We start from the raw sequence: 21,558 nt of genomic DNA, 5'->3' as shown, positions 1-21,558 counted from the left end.
ATATATGTTCTAGGGAGGGGGTATGAAAAATATGTTTATGTCGATGATGGTATGCCTTTCTTGTTTATCACATGGTTACCTCCTGATTATTACTATTTTCCTCACTGCTTTATCTGTAATTTGGTTTGGGATTTTTGAATATGTAAAGTTTGTTGTTAAGAGGAAAGTGAAATACCCTCCATTTTGTAGTAATAATTTAAAGTACATGAGCTTTGTGCTCCTTTTTGCTCTGATACATCCTGCTCTGTGTTTAATGTTTGTATTTTTCTTTCATCCTTTCTATCTAAGCAGAAGCCTGCGGTTGACTTCTCAAACGAACCTAATCTCTGTAAGGAATAGTCGTATTAACCCACGCCGTTACGGTAATGACTCTTCGTTTGCTCAGGTAGAACCGTTTGTAGCAAGTGGCAAAGTTATCAGTAGTAATCCATCGTATTGCTTAAACGAATTTTCAGATTCTCTAAGCTATATGGGTCGAGAGGATTTTTCTATTAGTAATACTTCCGGCTCAGGATGCGAAATTCATATGCCCAGCGTTCCAGATTTTAATGGCAGCATTTCTGATGTGAATCCTGCAAGTGGACTGCCAATGATTAGCGACGTAGATGTTTGCGGAAACTCCTATGGTATAAACAGCCATGCAGATTATTGAGTGAGTGATTTTATTAAAAAAGAAAATTTTGATGCAGGGAGATATCGAAATGAAAAAATACAATATTTTGATCGGTGGGATTTTTCTTTTTACGCTATTTAATGCATGGTCAAACGATGACTATTATAGCAAGATTAAGAAAGATGCAATTGCAGGCGATGCACAAGCACAGTTCAAAATAGGCAGGATGTATATGATAGTGTCCGGGGATTATGAAAAAGCTTTTTACTGGTTAGGTAAAGCTGCAAAGCAAGGCAACGCTGAGGCGCAGGCAGATATAGGCTCTTTCTATTATTACGGGACAGGTGTCAAGAAAAACCGAAAAAAAGCTGAAGAGTGGTTAGTTAAAGCCTCGCGTAATGGTGAACCAAGGGCGCAAAATGATTTGGCGATATTATATTCGGAGTCAGAGTCTCGAGATGCACGCTGTGATAGGATATGGGAACTTTTATCCTCGTCAGCAGCCAAAGGTTATGATATGGCATATCTTAATATTGGTAATTACTACTTACGTGGAGTGTGTGTAGAGCGTAGCATGAGTAAGGCGGTAGACTGGTGGGAAAAAGCAGCTGATAAGGGAAATGGCCAAGCTGAGTTCAACCTATATGTTTCATACTCTAATGGTAGCGGTGTATCTATGAATCAGCATACCGGCTATGTATATCTGAGAAAATCATGTGAGCACGGATATAAAAAAGCTTGTGATTTAATCAATGAATAGATATGTGCTTCGATAATAATACCTGCCATATTTAAAATGGCGGGTTCCTCTTTGTGTTTTTTTCTGTTTTTACTCAAACGGTGAGTAGGTGCGCAATTTACTTGTGCGCCTGTGAGGCGTTGCCGCCATCGGCGGAATGTTTTAATGATGTAATCACCTTCTGTCGGATATTTTCCTGATATCCGGCATTCCTTCCTCAATGGTTTACTGACGGATTATTGCCATGAGCTTCAATGCCAAAGATATGACGCAGGGCGGTCAGATTGCCAATATGCGCTTTCGCATGTTTGGCCAGATTGCCAATATTATATTTTACGTGCTGTTTATTTTATTCTGGGTGCTGTGCGGGTTGATGCTGATGTTCCGCCTCAGCTGGCAGACCTTTGTGAACGGCTGCGTGTACTGGTGGTGTACGACGCTCGGTCCCATGCGCGATATTATTCGCTCCCAGCCCGTCTACACCATTCAGTATTACGGCCAGTCGCTGGAATATACCTCAGAACAAATCCTGGCCGATAAATATACCATCTGGTGTGGCGAGCAGCTGTGGACCAGTTTTGTGTTTGCGGCCGTGGTTTCCCTCGTTATCTGTATCGTGACGTTCTTTGTTGCCAGCTGGGTACTGGGCCGGCAGGGGAAACAGCAGAGCGAGGATGAGAATACCGGCGGGCGCCAGTTGTCCGATAAACCCAAAGACGTGGCGCGCCAGATGAAGCGCGACGGTATGGCTTCGGATATTAAAATTGGCGATCTGCCGATACTGCTGAACTCCGAAATCCAGAACTTCTGTCTCCACGGGACCGTGGGCTCCGGTAAATCCGAAGTGATACGCCGTCTCCTGAACTACGTCCGCGCCCGGGGCGATATGGCCATCATCTACGACCGCTCCTGTGAGTTTGTCAAAAGCTATTACGACCCGTCGCTCGATAAAATCCTCAACCCACTGGACTCGCGCTGTGCGGCCTGGGATTTGTGGAAAGAGTGCCTGACGCTGCCGGACTTCGATAACGTCTCCAATACCCTTATCCCGATGGGGACCAAAGAGGACCCGTTCTGGCAGGGCTCAGGGCGCACGATTTTTGCCGAGGGCGCGTATCTGATGCGTGAAGACAAGGACCGCAGCTACGAGAAGCTGGTCGACACCATGCTCTCCATCAAAATCGACAAGCTGCGCGCCTATCTGCAGAACACCCCGGCGGCGAACCTGGTGGAAGAAAAAATTGAGAAAACCGCTATCAGTATCCGTGCGGTGCTGACCAACTACGTCAAGGCCATCCGCTACCTGCAGGGCATTGAGAAGAATGGCGAGCCGTTCACTATCCGGGACTGGATGCGCGGTGTGCGTGAGGACAGGCCCAATGGCTGGCTGTTCATCTCCTCCAATGCAGACACGCATGCTTCCCTGAAGCCCGTTATCTCCATGTGGCTGTCGATTGCTATCCGGGGTCTGCTGGCTATGGGGGAGAACCGCAACCGGCGCGTGTGGATTTTTGCTGATGAGCTTCCCACGCTGCACAAGCTGCCGGACCTGGTCGAAATCCTGCCGGAAGCGCGTAAGTTCGGCGGCTGCTATGTGTTTGGTATTCAGTCCTACGCCCAGCTGGAAGACATCTATGGCGTGAAACCCGCCGCCACGCTCTTTGACGTGATGAACACCCGGGCCTTCTTCCGTTCTCCCAGCAGGGAAATAGCGGAGTTTGCCGCCGGTGAGATTGGTGAGAAGGAAATCCTCAAGGCCAGCGAACAGTACTCCTACGGTGCAGACCCGGTGCGTGACGGGGTATCGACCGGGAAAGAAAAAGAGCGTGAAACGCTGGTCAGCTATTCCGATATTCAGACACTCCCGGACCTGTCCTGTTACGTCACGCTGCCCGGGCCGTATCCGGCCGTGAAGCTGGCCCTGAAGTACAAACCGCGCCCAAAAATTGCCGAGGGATTTATTCAGCGCACTCTCGATACACGGGTGGACGCCCGGCTCAGTGCGCTCCTGGAGGCGCGGGAAGCCGAAGGCAGTCTGGCGCGGGCGCTTTTCACGCCGGATGCGCCGGAGCCTGAACAGCGTGATGCAGACAGCAAAACACCGGCCGGACAGCCAGAGCCGGAAAGCGCTCCGGTCTCACCTGCCCCCCTGAAGTCCTCGTCGACAGCTGAAACGCTGGCCGCACCGGCATCCGTTAAGGCATCAGAAGTGCCACAGGCTAAAGTCACGACCGTACCGTTAACCCGCCCGGCACCGGCAGCGACTCCTGCTGCTGCCAGCGTGACAGCGTCTTCTGCTGTTGCGACGGCGGCCACGACCGGCGGCACCGAACAGGCGCTGGCACAGCAGTCTGCAGAGCAGGGGCAGGAGATGATGCCGGCTGGCATGAATGAGGACGGTGAAATCGAAGACATGCAGGCGTATGACGCCTGGCTGGCTGATGAGCAGACGCAGCGCGAGATGCAGCGGCGTGAAGAGGTCAACATTAACCACAGCCACCGCCGCGATGAGCAGGATGATATTGAGATTGGAGGGAATTTCTGATGATGTCGATTGGCTCCGTCAAGTCGGCCGGGAGTGCCGGTAATTACTATACGGACAAAGACAATTACTACGTCATCGGCAGCATGGAGGAACGCTGGCAGGGCAAAGGGGCGGAAGCGCTGGGTCTGGACGGAAAAGCAGTCGACAAGGCCGTGTTCACCGAACTACTGAAAGGGAAACTGCCGGATGGCAGCGACCTGACCCGGATGCAGGACGGCGCCAATAAGCACCGGCCGGGTTATGACTTGACCTTTTCGGCGCCCAAAAGCGTGTCGGTGATGGCGATGCTGGGCGGTGATAAACGTCTTATCGATGCCCACAACCAGGCGGTGACGGTAGCCGTGAAACAGCTGGAGACTCTGGCGGCAACCCGTGTCATGACGGACGGAAAAAGCGAAACGGTACTGACCGGCAATCTGATTGTGGCGAAATTCAACCACGATACGAACCGTAATCAGGAGCCGCAGCTGCACACCCATGCCGTCGTTATCAATGCCACGCAGAACGGGGACAAGTGGCAGTCTCTCGGTACCGATACGGTTGGTAAAACGGGCTTTATCGAGAATGTGTACGCTAACCAGACAGCCTTCGGGAAACTCTACCGGGAGGCGCTGAAACCCCTGGTGGAAAAGCTCGGGTATGAAACCGAAGTCGTGGGCAAGCACGGCATGTGGGAGATGAAGGACGTGCCGGTCGAGCCGTTTTCCACGCGCAGCCAGGAGCTCAGGGAGGCGGCTGGACCCGATGCGTCCCTGAAGTCCCGGGATGTCGCGGCACTCGATACCCGCAGGTCAAAGGAAGCCATCGATCCGGCAGAGAAGATGGTGGAGTGGATGAACACGCTGAAGGAGACCGGCTTCGACATCCGTGGCTACCGTGAGGCGGCTGATGCGCGGGCAGAAGAGATTGCCCGTGCACCCGCAGCGCCGGTGAAAACCGACGGACCGGATATCACGGACGTGGTGACCCGGGCGATTGCCGGTCTCAGCGACCGTAAGGTGCAGTTTACGTATGCGGATGTGCTGGCGCGCACGGTTGGCCAGCTGGAGGCAAAACCCGGCGTCTTTGAACTGGCGAGAACGGGCATCGATGCGGCGATTGAACGGGAGCAGCTTATCCCGCTCGACCGGGAGAAAGGCCTCTTCACCTCAAACATTCACGTCCTCGATGAGATCTCCGTGAAAGCGCTGAGTCAGGAAATTCAGCGCCAGAACCACGTCTCCGTCACGCCGGATGCGTCAGTGGTGCGCGAAAAAACCTTCAGCGATGCGGTCAGCGTCCTGGCGCAGGACCGTCCGGCGATGGGGATTGTCGCCGGTCAGGGCGGCGCGGCCGGCCAGCGGGAGCGGGTTGCTGAACTGACACTGATGACCCGGGAACAGGGACGCGACGTGCATATCCTCGCTGCCGATAATCGCTCCCGGGAGTTTCTTGCCGGGGATGCGCGGCTGGCCGGAGAAACCGTAACCGGCAAGTCAGCCCTGCAGGACGGGACGGCGTTTATCCCGGGAGGGACGCTCATTGTGGACCAGGCGGAGAAGCTGAGCCTGAAGGAGACGATTTCCCTGCTCGATGGCGCCATGCGCCATAACGTACAGGTCCTGCTCTCCGACAGCGGCAAGCGCAGCGGAACCGGGAGCGCGCTGACAGTCCTGAAAGACAGCGGCGTGAATACATACCGGTGGCAGGGCGGAAAACAGGCGACGGCAGACATCATCAGCGAGCCGGACAAGCGTGCGCGCTACATCCGACTGGCACAGGAGTTCGCCGCTAGCGTGCGTGAAGGGCAGGAGAGCGTGACGCAAATCAGCGGCACGCGTGAGCAGAATGTCCTGAACAACGTTATCCGCGATACCCTCAAAAATGAGGGGGCGCTCGGCAGCCGGGACATGACGGTGACCGCGCTGACGCCGGTGTGGCTGGACAGTAAAAGCCGGGGCGTGCGGGATTATTACCGGGAAGGGATGGTGATGGAGCGGTGGGACCCGGAGACCCGGATGCATGACCGCTTTGTTATTGACCGGGTGACGGCCAGCAGCAACATGCTGACCCTGACAGACCGGGAGGGCGAGCGTCTGGACCTGAAGGTCTCCGCCGTCGACAGTCAGTGGGCGCTGTTTCGCACGGATAAGCTGCCGGTGGCGGAGGGGGAGCGTCTGGCGGTGCTCGGGAAGATACCCGACACGCGCCTGAAGGGTGGGGAAAGCGTCACGGTGCTGAAAGCGGAGGCCGGGCAGCTGACGGTTCAGCGTCCCGGGCAGAAAACCACCCAGACACTCCCTGTCGGCAGCAGCCCGTTCGACGGGATTAAGGTCGGCCACGGCTGGGTGGAAAGCCCTGGCCGGTCGGTCAGCGAAACGGCGACCGTCTTTGCCTCCGTCACGCAACGCGAACTCGATAACGCCACGCTCAACCAGCTGGCGCAGAGCGGAAGTCATATCCGGCTGTACTCGGCGCAGGACGCTGCCCGCACCACAGAGAAGCTGGCGCGCCACACCGCGTTCAGCGTGGTGTCGGAGCAGCTGAAGGCCCGCTCGGGAGAAACAGACCTTGAGGTGGCCATCGCACAGCAGAAGGCCGGACTGCATACCCCGGCAGAGCAGGCGATTCATCTTTCCATCCCGCTGCTGGAGGGGAACAGCCTGACCTTTACCCGGCCGCAGCTGCTGGCCACGGCGCTGGAAACCGGCGGCGGTAAGGTGCCAATGGCAGACATCGATGCAACCATTCAGGCGCAGATTAAGGCCGGAAGTCTGCTGAATGTGCCGGTGGCCTCCGGCCACGGCAACGACCTGCTGATTTCCCGCCAGACCTGGGATGCGGAGAAAAGCGTTCTGACGCGGGTGCTGGAAGGGAAGGATGCGGTGGCACCGTTAATGGACCGGGTGCCGGGCAGCCTGATGACAGACCTGACCGCCGGACAGCGGGCGGCAACCCGGATGATACTCGAAACCCCGGACCGGTTCACCGTGGTCCAGGGCTACGCCGGGGTGGGGAAAACCACGCAATTCAAAGCCGTGATGAGCGCCATCAGCCTGCTGCCGGAAGAGACGCGCCCGCGCGTCATTGGTCTGGGACCGACACACCGCGCCGTGGGTGAGATGCAGAGCGCCGGCGTGGAGGCGCAGACGACCGCCTCATTCCTGCATGACACGCAGCTGCAGCAGCGCAACGGCCAGACGCCGGATTTCAGCAATACGCTGTTCCTGCTTGATGAGAGCTCGATGGTCGGGCTGGCAGACACCGCGAAAGCGCTCTCCCTGATTGCGGCCGGGAGAGGCCGTGCCGTACTCAGCGGCGATACCGATCAGTTGCAGTCCATCTCTCCGGGCCAACCGTTCCGGCTGATGCAGCAGCGCAGTGCCGCGGATGTGGCCATCATGAAAGAGATTGTGCGCCAGGTGCCTGAACTGAGACCGGCGGTCTACAGCCTGATTGACCGGGATATCAGCCGTGCGCTGTCCACTATTGAACAGGTCACGCCGGAGCAGGTGCCCAGAAAAGACGGCTCCTGGGTACCGGAAAATTCCGTGGTGGAATTTACTCCCGCTCAGGAAAAAACGATACAGGATGCGCTGAAGGAGGGTAAGGAAATACCGCCAGGCACGCCAGTGTCCCTCCACGATGCGATTGTGAAGGACTACACCGGGCGTACCCCGGCGGCGCAGGCAAATACGCTTATCATCACGCATCTGAACGCAGACCGCCGCGCACTGAATGGGCTCATCCATGATGCCCGGGTACAGAATGGCGAGGTCAGTAAAGAGGAGATGACCCTGCCGGTACTGGTCACGAGCAACATCCGTGACGGCGAGCTGCGTAAATTGTCCACCTGGTCAGAGCATCAGGGGGCCGTGGCCCTTCTCGATAACACTTACCAGCGCATTGAGAACGTCGATAAAGAAAACCAGCTGATTACCCTGAAGGACAGAGAGGGAAACACCCGGTTTCTCTCTCCCCGGGAGGCGTCAGCGGAGGGTGTCACGCTCTATCGCGAGGAGCACATCACCGTGTCACAGGGCGACCGGATGCGCTTCAGTAAAAGTGACCCGGAGCGGGGTTATGTGGCCAACAGCGTGTGGGAGGTGAAAACGGTCGCGGGTGACAGTGTCACGCTGTCTGACGGTAAAACCACCCGCACACTGAACCCGAAGGCCGATGAAGCGCAGCGCCACATCGACCTTGCCTACGCCATCACCGCCCACGGCGCGCAGGGGGCCAGTGAACCTTTCGCCATCGCACTCGAAGGCGTGGAAGGGCGCCGGAAAGCGCTGGTCAGCTTTGAGTCGGCCTATGTGGCGCTGTCGCGCATGAAACAGCATGCGCAGGTCTACACCGACAACCGGGAGGGGTGGACCACGGCGGTCAGCCGTTCTCAGGAGAAGGCCAGCGCACATGACGTGCTCGAACCGCAGAACGCCCGGGCGGTGAGGAATGCCGGTCAGCTCTATGGTCGAGCACAGCCGCTGGATGAAACCGCCGCAGGCCGGGCTGCCCTGCAACAGTCAGGTCTGGCCAGAGGCCGCTCTCCGGGTAAATTCATCTCACCCGGTAAAAAATATCCGCAGCCACATGTGGCCCTGCCGGCATTCGATAAAAACGGCAAGGAGGCCGGTATCTGGCTCAGTCCGCTGACCGACAGGGACGGGCGGCTGGAGGCCATCGGGGGCGAGGGGCGGATTATGGGGGACGAAACGGCCCGGTTCGTCGCCCTGCAGAACAGCCGCAACGGCGAAAGTCTGCTGGCGGGGAATATGGGCGAAGGCGTGAGAACAGCCCGCGACAACCCCGACAGCGGGGTGATAGTACGCCTTGCCGGCGACGACCGGCCCTGGAACCCGGAGGCCATCACCGGTGGTCGGGTCTGGGCTGACCCCCTGCCGAATACACCGCTCCCTGATACCGGTACTGACATTCCGCTCCCGCCGGACGTGCTGGCACAGCGGGCCGCAGAAGAGGCGCAGCGCCGGGAGATGGAAAAACAGGCGGAACAGACTGCCCGGGAAGTGGCCGGGGAGGAGAAGAGAGCGGGCGAGCCAGGCGAGCGGATAAAAGAGGTTATCGGGGACGTGATTCGCGGCCTGGAGCGTGACCGCCCGGGCGAAGAGAAAACGCTGCTGCCGGATGACCCACAGACCCGGCGCCAGGAGGCCGCGATACAGCAGGTGGCCTCAGAGAGTCTGCAGCGTGAACGCCTGCAGCAGATGGAGCGGGACATGGTGCGCGATCTGAACCGGGAGAAAACCCTCGGGGGCGACTGACGCACCTGCAGCATTTGTCAGGCACAGCAATATCAGGGATAAATAAGGAAATCACGATGACAACACACGTAATACGCGTCAGCGCCGCAGACCGCTGGCTTAAGGCGCTGCTGACCTGGGCGCCCGGGCAGACGGATATGATTAAAACGGTGGCCCTGCTTCTGATGGTCACCGACCATGCCGGCCTTTTGTTGGCAAATAACAACGAGCTCATGCGCCTGCTGGGGCGGGGCTGCTTTCCGCTGTTCGGTCTGGTCTGGGGGATGAATCTGGCCCGGCACGGAGAAATACGCCAGTCACAACTGAACAGCCTCTGGGGCTGGGCGCTCGTTGCGCAGGTATCGTTCATGCTTATCGGGTACCCGTGGTACACGGGTAATATCCTGTTTGTCTTTGCCGTCACCGGTCAGGCGCTGCGGTGGTTCAGCCTGCCATCCTGGTATTGCACCCTCCCGGCAGTCGGACTTCTGATAACCTGGATGCCGTTGTCAGCCGGCAGTTACGGCATGGCGGGTGTGGGGATGCTTACAGCGAGCTGGCTGCTCTGCCGCGCACAGCATGCGACGGAACGGCTGAGTTATGGTGCGCTATGGGCCATCATGGTGTTACTGATGAATATCAATGATGTCAGTGAGTCGGTGGCCGGGCTGGCGATTGCCTTGCTGACGCTGATGGTGTGTTCATCTGTCGGGGAAAGTGTGAAACGTTTCTGGCCACGGCATTTCTTTGTGATGTTCTATGCGGTACACCTTGCGGTGCTGGGGATAGTCGTCTCGATGTAAAAAATCCCGGAGGTCATCCGGGAAAGGACATAGTGTCTGAACGCGTTACAAAAGGAGCCACCGCCCTTATTTCTCTGGAACAGGAAAGGGCGATGCCGTTCAGGTATAGTAATCTTTATTATCTGAACTGAACTACAGGCAATTGTTATGGCAGAAGAAAAACGCCCTGTACTGAGCCTCAAACGAAAGCCTGCGGCGGAAAGCACAGGAACGGATGTCACAAGCACACCGGGCGTCGTTCGCCGCAAAAAAGTCGTGGTGGTCTCGACGCCGCCCGCCTGGAAGGTCAAGAAAGAGAAGCTGGAGCAGGCGAAAAAGGCCGCCGAATCCGCTGCACGCCAGGCAGCAGAAGAAGCGGTGAAAGCAGCAAAGACTCCGCCTCCTGTACGTTATCTTCAGCTGCTGCCGCCGGAGCAGGCTGTCATGACCCTGAAGGCGTTCTGGCCGCAGCTGTTTGAGGGTAACGCCCCGCGCCTGCTGGCAACCGGGATGCGTGAACAGCTGTTTGCGGACATTACAGAGCGTGACCTGCCGTTATCACATAAGCAGGTGATTAAGTGCCTGAAAAGCCTGACCCGGTCGGCGGGTTATCTGTCCCGGATGCGGGAAGGTGCCTCCCGCTATGACCTGCAGGGCAATGCCGTGGCCACCGTTACGGCAGAGGAAGCTCAGTACGCCAGTGAGCGCATGATGAAGGAGCTGCTGCGTACTGAGCGAATGAGGAGCCAGACGGCTGACTGAATGCAAACGGAGGTGTGAAATGGATTTTGAGGAACGGAAACAAAAGGCGCTGGCGATAATGGCCAGCCGTAAGATGTGGAAAAGTAATTACGCACCGCCTCTGATACGTCTGCTGTGGTGGCTGGGTGTAAAAATCCCCCCGCTGCCGTTTGCCTCGTTCTGGCAGGTTTTCGGTTTGATGACAGGCGGTTTCTCCGTGGGATACGGGCTGCTGATGTACTTTATGGTCTGGCGTCCACAGGGGATGAGTCCTCTGTTTGCTTGTGCGGTCAGTCTTATCGCGGGCGTATTATTTGGCTTAACGATGGCGCTGTTTCACCTGTGGCGGCGAAGGGCGAATAAATTACCTGACTGGAAAGACCTGTAACGGAATGAATATATACTGTCAGGGGCGATTACTCTTGCACTGACAGTTATATATCCTTTTTAGTAAATAAAATATTAAATTTATTGTGCGGTCATTATATATGGCCGTGCTGCGGTGGTTATTATTCATTTCTGAAAGACACACTCAATGTGTTGTTATTCTTTTCCCTTCGGGAAATCATATTTTAAACGAGAAGGGTAAATAATGGTTAAAGATGAAATGACAGATGAGTCTGCTGTGCCCGAGTCTGACCAAGCGCGAAGAATGATAAGACGTTCGGTACTGCGGATGGTGGGTTCGGGCCTGATTCACTCCCGGGATGATGTGATTCGCTACCTGATAAATGAGGGTGGCTTTGACATTGAGAGTGTGACCGACACCAGTGTGACGCTGTGTGCGCCGGATGAGCCGGAAGAGATGCTGACGCTGACGGGGTGGGTGTTTTCATCATCATTCAGACTGGCTGACTGCGTTTCTGATAATACCTGTCCGGTTATGTACGACTGAAATCAGTACCCGGATGTATTTTTGAATATATATCTGAGTGCACTATTTAACGGATTTAAATCCCTTGCGTATATTGCTGCAAACAGTCTGTAAAATGTCATGGGTAATACTCGTGTGGGTTGATTTTAATATTTAAAAGGAATGCGAATATGTTTCGGTATTTTATTCTGCGCACTGAGCAGCAATTATTCTGTTATTTATACGGTATCGCGCTGGCGCTGGTTCTGATGCTCTTATTTTCTCCTGTGTCCCGGGCATACGGGTTTTATCTGGTTGCGTTGTCTGTTGCTTTGTCTGTTGCGTTGTCTGTTGCGCTGTTCTGGGCCGGTCTGGCCCTGTACACCCGTCGCACCGACCGGATGAGAAAGCCGGAGGTCTCACCGCTGGTCAGTATCCGCGACGGTATTCAGGTGGTGGCCATACTGCCGCGCCATGAAAAGGCCCGTCTGGAATGGGAAATTCTGCAGGATGCTGACGTGTATCGCCGTCAGATGGTTGCCCTTCTGGACCTGGCTCAACGGGGTGTCAGCCGGGGGCTGATATACGCGCCGGCGGTGATGCTGGCTGGTCTGTGCTTTCTTGCCCGGGGATTTCCGCAGGATGCTGTTCGGGTCTTCAACGCTCTGCGGGAAATGCCCGCCACAGAGCTTGTGCATCAGACTGGTTTTGTCCTGCGCTACGTCCTGCTGATTTCCGTCATGTCGGCTCTGATTGCCGATGTTCTGGCCGGGAGAGGATTGCCGAACGCCTTTCGCCGCGCATTGCTGGACAGGCTGCCGGCAGAGGCAAAGGAATAAACAGCATGGCGAAAATACTAATGATGGCCGGCAGTACCGTTGTTGTGCTGAGTCTGCTGGGGTTTCTGGTTCTGCTTCTGAAAGGACGGGCCGTAACGAAGACATCTCCGGTCCTGATGTCACTGAAAGCTCTGGGTATTCGCCCCTCGGAGGCAGAGCAGCGATTGTGTCGCCAGCGGGTCTGGGTGGGAAATGACTCGCTCATGACACCACGGGAACAACACTTTTACCGGGCACTGCTGAGGCATACCAGCCGTAAGCGCTGGCTGTTATGCCCGCAGGTCCGGGTGGCGGATATTGCCACACTCGCTCCCCACATCCGGCCACGTTCCCGGACCTGGTGGCAACTCTTCCGCATGGCGTCTCAGTGGCACTGCGACGTGGTCATTGTTGATATCCGCACCTTTGCTATCGTTGGCGCGATTGAACTTGATGATGCCTCGCATCTGAAAAAACAGCGTATCCGGCGCGACATCCTGCTGGAAGAGGTACTGAGGCAGGCGGGTATCCCGCTGCTGCGCGACCGGGACTCAGAGAAACTGGTCAGGCGAGTCAGTGAGTTTCTGAAATACCGTGAAGCTGAAACCGACGATATATCTGCATCCGACACAGCTTTACCGACAGCGCATACTGAACGCAGGGAGGAAGAAAAATGATTGTGCCCGTAGAGGTTGATCGCGATGCGCGGGGCTACTGGACACACCCGGCGTTAATCCGGAGTTGCTGCCAGACCACGCCACAGCTGATGTGGTGGCTGCGCGTCCAGAAGCTGGAGTGCTTCGTGATGAGTATGCGTGACGAGGCTACAGAGGCATTCTGTGCCGGATGGGATGATGGCCCGCCTGACGCTTCAGCATGGGAACTGGTTCCTCCGCCCGGTAAGGGCTGGTTTCTCGGTTCAGTACATCCACGGGAGGAGGGGCCGGAGTGCTACTGGTTCCGTCATACCACAAAAGCCTGACGCCTCCGCAGAGCGTCGTTGTCCAACCCCTGGGGCGGGGAAAAGCCAGTTTCCCCCGCCCCCGGCGTTTCTGAATACATCCAGTGAAGGAAATACTGTGAAAGTAAATCGTACTCTCCTCAGATGGTGTCTGCCCGGACTGGTCAGCCTGAGCCTGTGCGCACCCATTCCGGCCGTTTATGCCGCGAACATCGAGACCGGGTTTTCTCCGGAAGGAACAGCCCTGCAGCTGGTTCTGAATACCATTACGACCGCACAACAGGAAATCCGGCTGATGGGCTATTCCTTCACCTCTCCGGAGGTGGTCAGGGCGCTTGTCGGAGCAAAACGCCGGGGCGTGGATGTGAAGGTCGTTCTGGACCACAAAGCCAATACCGGCGAGCGTAACAAGGCCAGCCGTGCAACCATGAATCTGCTGGTCAGCGCGGGCATTCCTGTCCGGACGGTGGATGCATACAAAATCCTGCACGACAAAGTGATCATCGCCGACGGCCGCAACACTGAGGTCGGCTCATTTAACTTCAGCCGGGCTGCAGACCGTTCGAACTCGGAGAACGTGCTTGTCGTCTGGGACGACCCAGCCTTAGCCCGCCGCTACCTGAACCACTGGACATCCCGCTGGTTGCAGGGAACGGACTGGAAACAGACGTACTGATACCGCCTTAAACGATCCCCGGACGTAAACCGTGCGCCAACGCGGGTTACGTTCATAAAGTAAGTCGCTGATTCAAATATTCTGTAGTATTCTCTGCGAACGATCCTTTTTTAGATCCTTGAGGAGGCAGAGATGTCGCAGATTGATAATGCAGGAACTTCCTCATCGAAAATCAAGCGTCCCTATCGAAAGGGGGCTCCTGTACCCGCAAGAGAGCGCCAGCAAGCCTCTTTGGCTCGCAGAAGTTCGACGCATAAAGCATTTCATGCAGTGATACAAAGTTCTTTAAAGGACAAGCTCGTACAGTTTGCAGATGAAGAAGGTATCACTCAGGCTCAAATGTTAGAAAAGCTCATTGAGCTTGAAGATGAACGAAGGAAATTAGAATCGTAAATATTTACATTCTTGAACCTTCGACGCGTGAGTACTAGATTACTGATCGTTTAACAAATTTTGATGGCTGGCCACGCTGTAAGGTGGCAGGGAACTGGTTCTGATGAGGTGTCTACCCGGGACCAAAAAAGAGAAAACCCACTAATCTCATGAAACTTGGCGGAATCGTAGATTAAGTGGGTTGTCATTTAAACTGCATAGAAGCTGTTGCTCTATGCAGGGAGTATATGTGCATGCTCAGAGAACTTCAAGATCAGTTTCTGAACTTACTCCTTCCGCGCAGCATAAGTGCGGGAAGGTGTGACTGACGTTCAGACCCTGTTCTCCCATTATCGTCAGGTCAAAAACCCTAATCCGGTATTCACGCCGCGTGAGGGGAAAAAGACCCTGCCGTTCTGTCGTAAGCTGATGGCGAAAGCTGATGGCTTCACCTCCCGTTTTGACTTTTCCGTCCATGTGGCGTTTGTGCGTTTGCTGGGTAAGCGTCAACGTATGCCCCCGCTGCTGCGCCGGCGTGCCATCGATGCGCTGCTGCAGGGACTGTGCTTCCACTATGACCCGCTGGCCAACCGGGTACAGCGCTCCATCACCAATCTGGCCATTGAGTGCGGTCTGGCGACCGAATCGAAAACCGGCAATCTGTCCATCACCCGAGCCACGCGGGCGCTGAAATTTATGGCGGAGCTGGGACTGATTACCTACCAGACCGAATATGACCCGCAGATTGGCTGCAATATCCCGACAGATATCACGTTCACCCCGGCCCTGTTCTCCGCGCTGGATGTCTCTGACGTGGCGGTGCTGGCTGCGCGCCGCAGCCGCGTGGAGTGGGAAAATCAGCAGCGCCAGAAGCAGAGTCTGAAGCCGCTGGAGATGGACGAGCTGATAGCGAAAGCCTGGCGGTTTGTGCGCGAACGGTTCCGCAGCTACCAGTCCGAACGTAAACAACATGGCCTGAAACGCGCCCGTGCACGCCGTGACGCGGACAGAACCCGTCAGGACATTGTGACCCTGGTGAAGCAGCAGCTGACGCGTGAGTACGCCACCGGGCGCTTTACCGGGGGGCTCGATGCCATGAAGCGCGAGCTGGAGCGTCGCGTGAAAGAGCGCATGCTGATGTCGCGGGGGAACAACTACACGCGGCTGGCCACCGTCCCCATATAACCTTCCTTCCCGAAAAAATCCGGCCGGCGCCGGAGGCTTTCGCACGTCCGCAGTCCGTCACAGATTATTATCTGAGCACCTGTTCCCTTTCGCCCGGCTGAATCCCGGGCTTCCCTGCGCAAATATGGCCAGAAAATTTATCACCGGCGTCACTTCCGGTCGCTGAATTCAGTTATCCCCCAGTAACTGCAAGGGACTTTTCCATAAGGTTACAACCGTGATGCTTACAGAGCGCCAGTCGCTGAAGTTTCAAAGTGCGTGGTTTCCTTTAAAACCCTGCTCAGTACTTCTTTTAAATACATAATCTTTATCTCTTATAAATACATAACCTGTTCGTCGCCTGCCCTGTGGACAGGCTCAGAGAATGCCCGCCCTTGCAGCGGACTCACGTCCGCGCCGGTTCGGAAACACCATAAAAGTACCTCCCGCCGCTATACGGCGGGCATTTCAGCAATACCACACCATTTAGTTACATCATCCGGGTAAATACCATGAAAACTGCGCCAGCTCTGTCCTCGGCACGTCAAAAACCACTTAAACGACAGCAGAAACCTCGCCTCTCACCACCGGAGAACGCTCACGCTTCAATCACATCAGTGCCCACCTGACCGCCACTGAAAAGCGCCGCCCCACCCCGGCCATCGGCCGGGGTAATGCATCGCTTCAAAATGACGGATGTTGTAACTAGATTTTGTCGTTGCTGTGGGTGGTGTGGCTTTCAGTTCTGGCATACACGCTCGTAAGCGGCCCTGACGGCCCGCTAACGCGGAGATACGCCCCGACTGCGGCTGTCGCCTTGTCGTGACCACTCCGACCGCGCACAGCAGCTTCTGAATCGTTTTCAGCGGGTTTGGTTAGGCTTAGCAGGGTGGGGGATTATTACGGCTGAAGCCGTAATGCTTTTTTCGTCCTCGCTTCGCTGCGAGGGTCTCCGGCGCTTTGCGCCTCCCATGCGCTGACGCGCATGCCCAAATCATTAACAAATAAGAATGCGTCTCATCTGTTGACATGTCACAGGGCAGCGTGTACGGTGAATGAATACTGTATGTATATACAGTATGCGTAAAAATTATCGCACACTTTCATCAGCATAAAAGGAATTCACCATGGCTGAACAACAGAAAAATGCTCAGGTACTGAATGGCATCAACGACGACATCACCGAATTAAAATCCCTGACCACACTGCGGAAGCGGGTCGTCAGCGATGGAGAAATAGTATCGAAATCCGCGAACGGGTTCCGGCTCTCAAACGGCAGTACCGGCGTCATCCTGCGTAATGACGGCCGGGACTTTTATGCCCTGACCACGGCTGCCGGTCAGTCTCAGGACGGGCAGTGGAACACCCTGCGCCCCTTTTCATTCAGTCTCTCCACCGGTCGCGTCTCACTGCGAAACGGCGTGGATATCTCCGGCGGAGCTGTCGTTTCCCATAATGCCGGCATTTCCACCTCCCTGACCGGGCCTGACCCGCTCATTAACGGCCAGACCTATGATGCCGCGCCCGTGTACACGGATTTCACTACAGGTAAAGTCACCACAAGAATGATGATGGGCGCCAGGGTGAATGCCGGTCGTGACGATTTCGGCATACTTTCCTACCGCGACTGGCACGGTAAATGGCATGAGTTGCGTCTTCGCCCCAATGCCGAACTGGATGCCGGACAGTTTATTAAACGTAATCCGGATGGCTGGTTCTGGGCAGGGGGAAACAAAAATATCAGCAGCACTGAGAGAGTAACCAACGGTGTTCATTTGCAGGGCGCGAGCGATTTAGCCGCCGACTTTTATCACCAGGAGCGTATCGGACAGCATCATTTTCTGGGGCTGCATGTGGCCAATGGCGGCGCTCAGGGCTGGTACGAATTCCGTAACGACGGCCATGCCTACACCAACGGCGCCTGGAGCAGCAGCTCTGATTCCCGCATGAAAACGGACATCGAAAAAATCGATAATGCGCTGGACAGACTCGACCGTATCGGCGGGTACACCTACCTCAAACAGGGGAAACCCGAAGCCGGGGTGATTGCCCAGGAAGTGGAGGCCGTGCTACCGCAGGCCGTGACGCAGACAACGCTGACGCTCAATGACGGCAGTGTGCTGCCGGATGCGCGTAGTATCAATATCAACGGTGTGGTCGCCCTGCTGGTTGAAGCACTGAAGGAAGAACGTCAGGCGCTGGTTCAGGAGAAGGAGGCCAGACTGTCGCTTGAACAACGTCTGGCAGCGCTGGAAGAACGTGTGGGTCGGGAGGGCTGATTCATGGATGAGTATGATTTCAACGGTGGGGTACCACCATTACCGGGTAATGTATGGTTTCCTGCTGATGAAGACGGTCCTGGGCGTTGGGCCGCGCCCACTACGGGAAGTCAGACTGGTGATATTCTGACTGTATGGCCGTCAAACGGATATACCCCTCCTGATACTTCTTATCTGCCACCATCAACCTTAGGGCCCGGCTGGGCTGATTACGATATGGCAGGCGTGGCTTCTGACCAGGGCTACCTTTTATATGGTGTTCCGGTAAGGGTCGTTCTGGATATACTGACAGAAGAGGGTGACTGGCCCGGCTGGACCATCGGTCTCTATGAAGCTTATCGGGAACAGGAGCCCGTGTCTGCCGCCATGGCCACTCTCGACCGGGGACTGATTTCGGGGTTACCTGACCCCTCCAGGCCTGCCGTTGTACCTTATGCCCGGCTGGAGCCAGAATCCCCGAACCCGGAAAAAATTTCCCGCGTAATGACAATCCAGCCCTTAAATGCCGTCACAGACGTGCCGGTAAATGCGTTACCCGCACCAGGAGGAACAGTGAACGTTCAGCGGCGTCTGACCGATCTGGTATCCGGGGGGAATCAGTACCTGGTGGTGACAGGAGGAAAACCCATGTCTGTTCGTGTGGTTGATGCCAGTCTCGTGAAGGACAAGACACCACAATCAGACCGATTCCTGAAGAATACTTATCAGGCAACCATTGCGCCCGGGCTTCCACCTCTTATTTTCACTACTGATTATATTAATGATTCCAGGATGTTTCCCAAGAATTATGTTCCAAACGCCAGAGGAATTATTAGCGGACAGGGGGTTTATGGTTCAGCCGGCTATACCTCCTCTACCAGAAATGACGATGTCATTGTGAGATTCCCGGCAGGGAGTGGAGCCAGCCCGCTGTATATATCCTCTGTAGAGGTATTAAATCCTGTGTCACTACATCAGCGTCAACTGGCTGAGACAGATATCAGGAACAGAATAGATGCGGCGATCAAAACCGAGGAAAACCGTAAATACCTGTTTGGCAAAGCAGGTATTCAGGAGACGCCGGCGTTCACTCCGGAAATGGTGAAATCAGCCAGCGCCCTGCTGACGGCACCGGCGGCGATGATGCTTAACCGGGCACCTGCCGGGATACAACTATCTGCAATGGGCACGGGAGTAATGACTGCTGTGGGTGAATGGGCAGGCTCGATTGCCGGCGCGTTATGGCGAGGGGCGGTCGGAACGGCGGCTGCCAGCACCGCGGGTCCCATGGTTGCTGCCGCATCGACGATATTTTTCTCGCGGCCTGCAGGGGGGGGCAGTGACAAGGTTCCGGGACGCGATATTAATATGATGGCGGCTCAGGTCAGTCTTTTTAATACGGGTAAGGTGAAAATCGAACCCGGGATGAAAACAGTTGATCTGCCGGTACGCGGCTTTATCTCCACGGACAGTAATGGACGGCAGTCGGTGATGATGGTGAAAACTGGCTCCGGCGGTGTACCTGCCACGGTACCGGTACTGAGTGCCGTGCGCGACAAGGCCACCGGTCTGGATAAAATCACGGTACCAGCCGTCGCGGGCGCCCCGTCGCGGACCATCCTGATTAACCCTGTACCGGTCGGTCCTGCGGCACCATCACATACCGGCAACAGTACGCCGGTTCCGGTGACGCCGGTGCACACTGGTACCGATGTTAAGCAGGCGGACAGCATCGTCACCACAACATTGCCGGTGGCGGATATTCCTGCGTTGCAGGACTTTATCTACTGGCAGCCGGATGCGACCGGTACTGGCGTTGAGCCGATTTATGTGATGCTGAATAGTCCTCCAAAATCAGTTACTCATAAACACAAGCATTATCCGCCTAAAGGAGTATCCTGGAAGGATATTGTTAATAAAACTGCTAATGGAGGGAGTGCTAAATTTAAACCAGATGTAAATATTCCTGAAATTGATGTAGATGCATGGGAAAATGGACAAACAACAGCAAAACATCCCACATGGAAGGTCAAAAAGTATGATCGTGTAATAGGAGCTTATGCTGGAAAAGAAACTCAGTGGGTTGTTGTAAAAGAATCTCAGGGGGTTATTCACTCTCATCCAGTATCAGAACAAAAAGCTAAGGAGTACATGAAATGAGAATAAATCGTACAGAAATCGACTTCAATGGTGGGACAGTAACAGATGATACATTATTTATAACGGATTTTGATGGACCAGTAGACTATATTGATGAAGATATCTTGCTGGTAGAATATGCAAATGATTTTTCAGTAGATGTCTCATTTCATGAAGGTTCGAACGATTTAAGTGTTAACGTTATACGTGGAAGTGACTGGGATAATCCTGTATACAGAAAAACTATAGGGCTTCGTGATAAATCTGTATTGTTACAATCAATCAGAGAAGCAATTGAAATTGCAGTTAAAGGTTAGAAAATGCTATTCAATTTATGATGGCTGGACAGTACCAAACTGCCTCCGTCTGAAAATACGAGATCGAATAGTTTTTCCCTTTTTTAAGCCGCCTGATCACGGGCGGTTTTTTTGTAAGCGTGAAGCTAGCACGGTGAGCGGATACCAGAAACGGAGGATGTCATGAGCCTTTTTATCTGGATGGAAAATTGATCCAAATGAAGAGAATGGTAAAATATATCTAGTTAGGGCGGGATTCTTTAAATAGAAAAATCAGCGTGAACGAATTTGTCTCTAACATAGTAATAGCCAGAAGGGAATCCTATGGAAGCGAAGAAGCAAATAAAGATATAGATCATTGTGCAGGAGAGCTATTTATTATTGCCGATTGTTTTAATCCTGAACCAGACAGAGAAAGTTATGAACTTGATGAGACTGGATTAAGAAATGAGGTTAAAGCCACTCTTGAAAAATTTCATCTTCTTTGACCTTCAACCGTTGTGCAATTAGTTGATAGCCAACCTCTCGGGTTGGCTAATTCTGATTAACCCTGTGCCGGTCGGACCTGGTGTGCCATCGCATACCGGCAACAGCACGCCGGTTCAGGTGCCGCCTGCTGAAAGCCGTGAGGCTGAACTGGCGTAAGCAACAGGAGACGTGGGGAAGCCGGGCAGGGCTGGATGAGGGGATAATGGATAGCCGTGTCGAATCAAGGGCTTAGCTCTTATAAAGGTATTAAGACCAATTCTTAAACGTTATTACTTATTCTCCCTCTTTTTTGCCTTGCCTCTTTGCTTTTTCCCTCATAGCGTCCAAAACCCATGCGCTAAGTGACAGGCCAGCTACGTCGGCAAGCTCAGCAAAATGAGCCTTGTCTTCAGGCAACAAGCGTACCCAAAACAGAATGGTCTGGCAAAGGCGCTGAGAGAAATTGGCCGCATTGAGCGGACGCTGTTTATGCTCGACTGGTTCCGCGATCCTGCACTACGTCGGCGAGTACAGGCGGGACTGAATAAAGGGGAAGCCCGTAACGCGCTGGCGCGGGCAGTATTCCTACACCGGCTGGGTGAAATCATCTTGAAATTAATGCGCATACAGGGTTTGCAGATGAATTAGGACGGGCAGGAGGAGCAACTGGGCGCTCTGGGGCTGGTATCCGGACAAGTTCCTGCGTCAGTTGCTCCCGGCTGTCAATACCGATAGCCCCCGTCAGGTCAGAAAATGACGGTTGTTCATTTTTTTCAAGCACATGCAGCAGGGCAAGAGGCGCGTCAAGCTTCCCTGCAACCCAGGCCGCATACTCACACACGGAGCGTGTTGATGACGAACCATCCACGCAGGCAATAACGGTGTTTTCCATA

19 protein-coding genes and 2 pseudogenes are annotated in these 21,558 nt (G+C 54.8%); 20 read left to right on the top strand and 1 reads right to left on the bottom strand.

Annotation, left to right across the window (positions count from 1 at the left end; all coding sequences use genetic code 11):
- Nucleotides 1–22: 22 nt before the first annotated feature.
- The 20 genes and pseudogenes from ACE3MN_RS27255 to ACE3MN_RS27160 all read left to right on the top strand — a co-directional run.
- Nucleotides 23–652 carry a hypothetical protein gene (locus ACE3MN_RS27255; RefSeq protein ID WP_142446422.1) on the top strand — a complete coding sequence of 210 codons (630 nt, stop codon included), beginning with the start codon at nt 23–25 and terminating at the stop codon, nt 650–652.
- Between the two features lie 31 nt (nt 653–683).
- Nucleotides 684–1,373 (top strand): tetratricopeptide repeat protein, encoded by a 690-nt coding sequence (locus ACE3MN_RS27250; protein WP_235891254.1) that lies wholly within the window; start codon nt 684–686, stop codon nt 1,371–1,373.
- Between the two features lie 223 nt (nt 1,374–1,596).
- Nucleotides 1,597–3,897: a type IV conjugative transfer system coupling protein TraD gene (gene traD, locus ACE3MN_RS27245; RefSeq protein ID WP_142446423.1), complete on the top strand. Its 2,301-nt coding sequence runs from the start codon at nt 1,597–1,599 to the stop codon at nt 3,895–3,897.
- Nucleotides 3,897–9,158 (top strand): conjugative transfer relaxase/helicase TraI, encoded by a 5,262-nt coding sequence (gene traI / locus ACE3MN_RS27240; RefSeq protein WP_375364425.1) that lies wholly within the window; start codon nt 3,897–3,899, stop codon nt 9,156–9,158. Before traD ends, traI begins: the two co-directional genes overlap by 1 nt.
- A gap of 56 nt (nt 9,159–9,214) precedes the next feature.
- Nucleotides 9,215–9,940 (top strand): type-F conjugative transfer system pilin acetylase TraX, encoded by a 726-nt coding sequence (gene traX, locus ACE3MN_RS27235; protein ID WP_375364424.1) that lies wholly within the window; start codon nt 9,215–9,217, stop codon nt 9,938–9,940.
- Between the two features lie 147 nt (nt 9,941–10,087).
- Nucleotides 10,088–10,681, top strand: a complete 594-nt coding sequence (locus tag ACE3MN_RS27230) for a fertility inhibition protein FinO (RefSeq protein ID WP_142446426.1) — start codon at nt 10,088–10,090, stop codon at nt 10,679–10,681.
- Nucleotides 10,682–10,700: 19 nt separating this feature from the next.
- Nucleotides 10,701–11,048, top strand: a complete 348-nt coding sequence (locus tag ACE3MN_RS27225; RefSeq protein WP_155553389.1) for a DUF6404 family protein — start codon at nt 10,701–10,703, stop codon at nt 11,046–11,048.
- Between the two features lie 204 nt (nt 11,049–11,252).
- Nucleotides 11,253–11,555 carry a hypothetical protein gene (locus ACE3MN_RS27220; RefSeq protein ID WP_040118499.1) on the top strand — a complete coding sequence of 101 codons (303 nt, stop codon included), beginning with the start codon at nt 11,253–11,255 and terminating at the stop codon, nt 11,553–11,555.
- A gap of 149 nt (nt 11,556–11,704) precedes the next feature.
- Entirely contained in the window at nt 11,705–12,352 is a 648-nt protein-coding gene (locus ACE3MN_RS27215) for a hypothetical protein (RefSeq protein ID WP_155553390.1), read from the top strand.
- A gap of 5 nt (nt 12,353–12,357) precedes the next feature.
- Nucleotides 12,358–13,008 (top strand): DUF2726 domain-containing protein, encoded by a 651-nt coding sequence (locus ACE3MN_RS27210; RefSeq protein ID WP_142446429.1) that lies wholly within the window; start codon nt 12,358–12,360, stop codon nt 13,006–13,008.
- Nucleotides 13,005–13,313: a hypothetical protein gene (locus ACE3MN_RS27205; protein ID WP_004098858.1), complete on the top strand. Its 309-nt coding sequence runs from the start codon at nt 13,005–13,007 to the stop codon at nt 13,311–13,313. The genes ACE3MN_RS27210 and ACE3MN_RS27205 overlap by 4 nt, the downstream gene beginning before the upstream one ends.
- A gap of 97 nt (nt 13,314–13,410) precedes the next feature.
- Nucleotides 13,411–13,968 (top strand): phospholipase D family protein, encoded by a 558-nt coding sequence (locus tag ACE3MN_RS27200; RefSeq protein WP_319928060.1) that lies wholly within the window; start codon nt 13,411–13,413, stop codon nt 13,966–13,968.
- Between the two features lie 132 nt (nt 13,969–14,100).
- The gene (locus tag ACE3MN_RS27195) at nt 14,101–14,361 is read left to right on the top strand and encodes a replication regulatory protein RepA (protein WP_108703732.1); all 261 of its coding nucleotides are present in this window, start codon (nt 14,101–14,103) and stop codon (nt 14,359–14,361) included.
- Between the two features lie 227 nt (nt 14,362–14,588).
- Nucleotides 14,589–14,669, top strand: coding sequence for a RepA leader peptide Tap (tap, locus tag ACE3MN_RS27190; RefSeq protein ID WP_375364428.1), 81 nt, complete (start codon nt 14,589–14,591; stop codon nt 14,667–14,669).
- Nucleotides 14,650–15,525, top strand: coding sequence for an incFII family plasmid replication initiator RepA (repA, locus tag ACE3MN_RS27185; protein ID WP_108703733.1), 876 nt, complete (start codon nt 14,650–14,652; stop codon nt 15,523–15,525). Before tap ends, repA begins: the two co-directional genes overlap by 20 nt.
- A gap of 1,106 nt (nt 15,526–16,631) precedes the next feature.
- Nucleotides 16,632–17,783 (top strand): tail fiber domain-containing protein, encoded by a 1,152-nt coding sequence (locus ACE3MN_RS27180; RefSeq protein WP_155553392.1) that lies wholly within the window; start codon nt 16,632–16,634, stop codon nt 17,781–17,783.
- A 3-nt stretch (nt 17,784–17,786) separates the two neighbouring features.
- Entirely contained in the window at nt 17,787–19,922 is a 2,136-nt protein-coding gene (locus tag ACE3MN_RS27175; RefSeq protein WP_375364423.1) for an S-type pyocin domain-containing protein, read from the top strand.
- The gene (locus tag ACE3MN_RS27170) at nt 19,919–20,218 is read left to right on the top strand and encodes a hypothetical protein (RefSeq protein ID WP_004136829.1); all 300 of its coding nucleotides are present in this window, start codon (nt 19,919–19,921) and stop codon (nt 20,216–20,218) included. The genes ACE3MN_RS27175 and ACE3MN_RS27170 overlap by 4 nt, the downstream gene beginning before the upstream one ends.
- 251 nt (nt 20,219–20,469) lie before the next feature.
- Nucleotides 20,470–20,685, top strand: a complete 216-nt coding sequence (locus tag ACE3MN_RS27165; protein WP_224236764.1) for a colicin immunity domain-containing protein — start codon at nt 20,470–20,472, stop codon at nt 20,683–20,685.
- 403 nt (nt 20,686–21,088) lie between these two features.
- A pseudogene (locus ACE3MN_RS27160) lies at nt 21,089–21,271 on the top strand (Tn3 family transposase); the annotation flags it as partial.
- Nucleotides 21,272–21,350: 79 nt separating this feature from the next.
- On the opposite strand, the pseudogene ACE3MN_RS27155 reads toward ACE3MN_RS27160, so the two are convergent.
- A pseudogene (locus ACE3MN_RS27155) lies at nt 21,351–21,557 on the bottom strand (universal stress protein); the annotation flags it as partial.
- Nucleotide 21,558 lies beyond the last annotated feature (1 nt).

It is taken from the genome of Klebsiella grimontii, assembly GCF_042137965.1.
In the GTDB taxonomy this organism is placed as follows: Bacteria; Pseudomonadota; Gammaproteobacteria; order Enterobacterales; family Enterobacteriaceae; genus Klebsiella; species Klebsiella grimontii.
The sequence above is the reverse complement of the archived record's forward strand: the minus strand, read 5'-3'. Positions and strand labels throughout refer to the sequence as shown.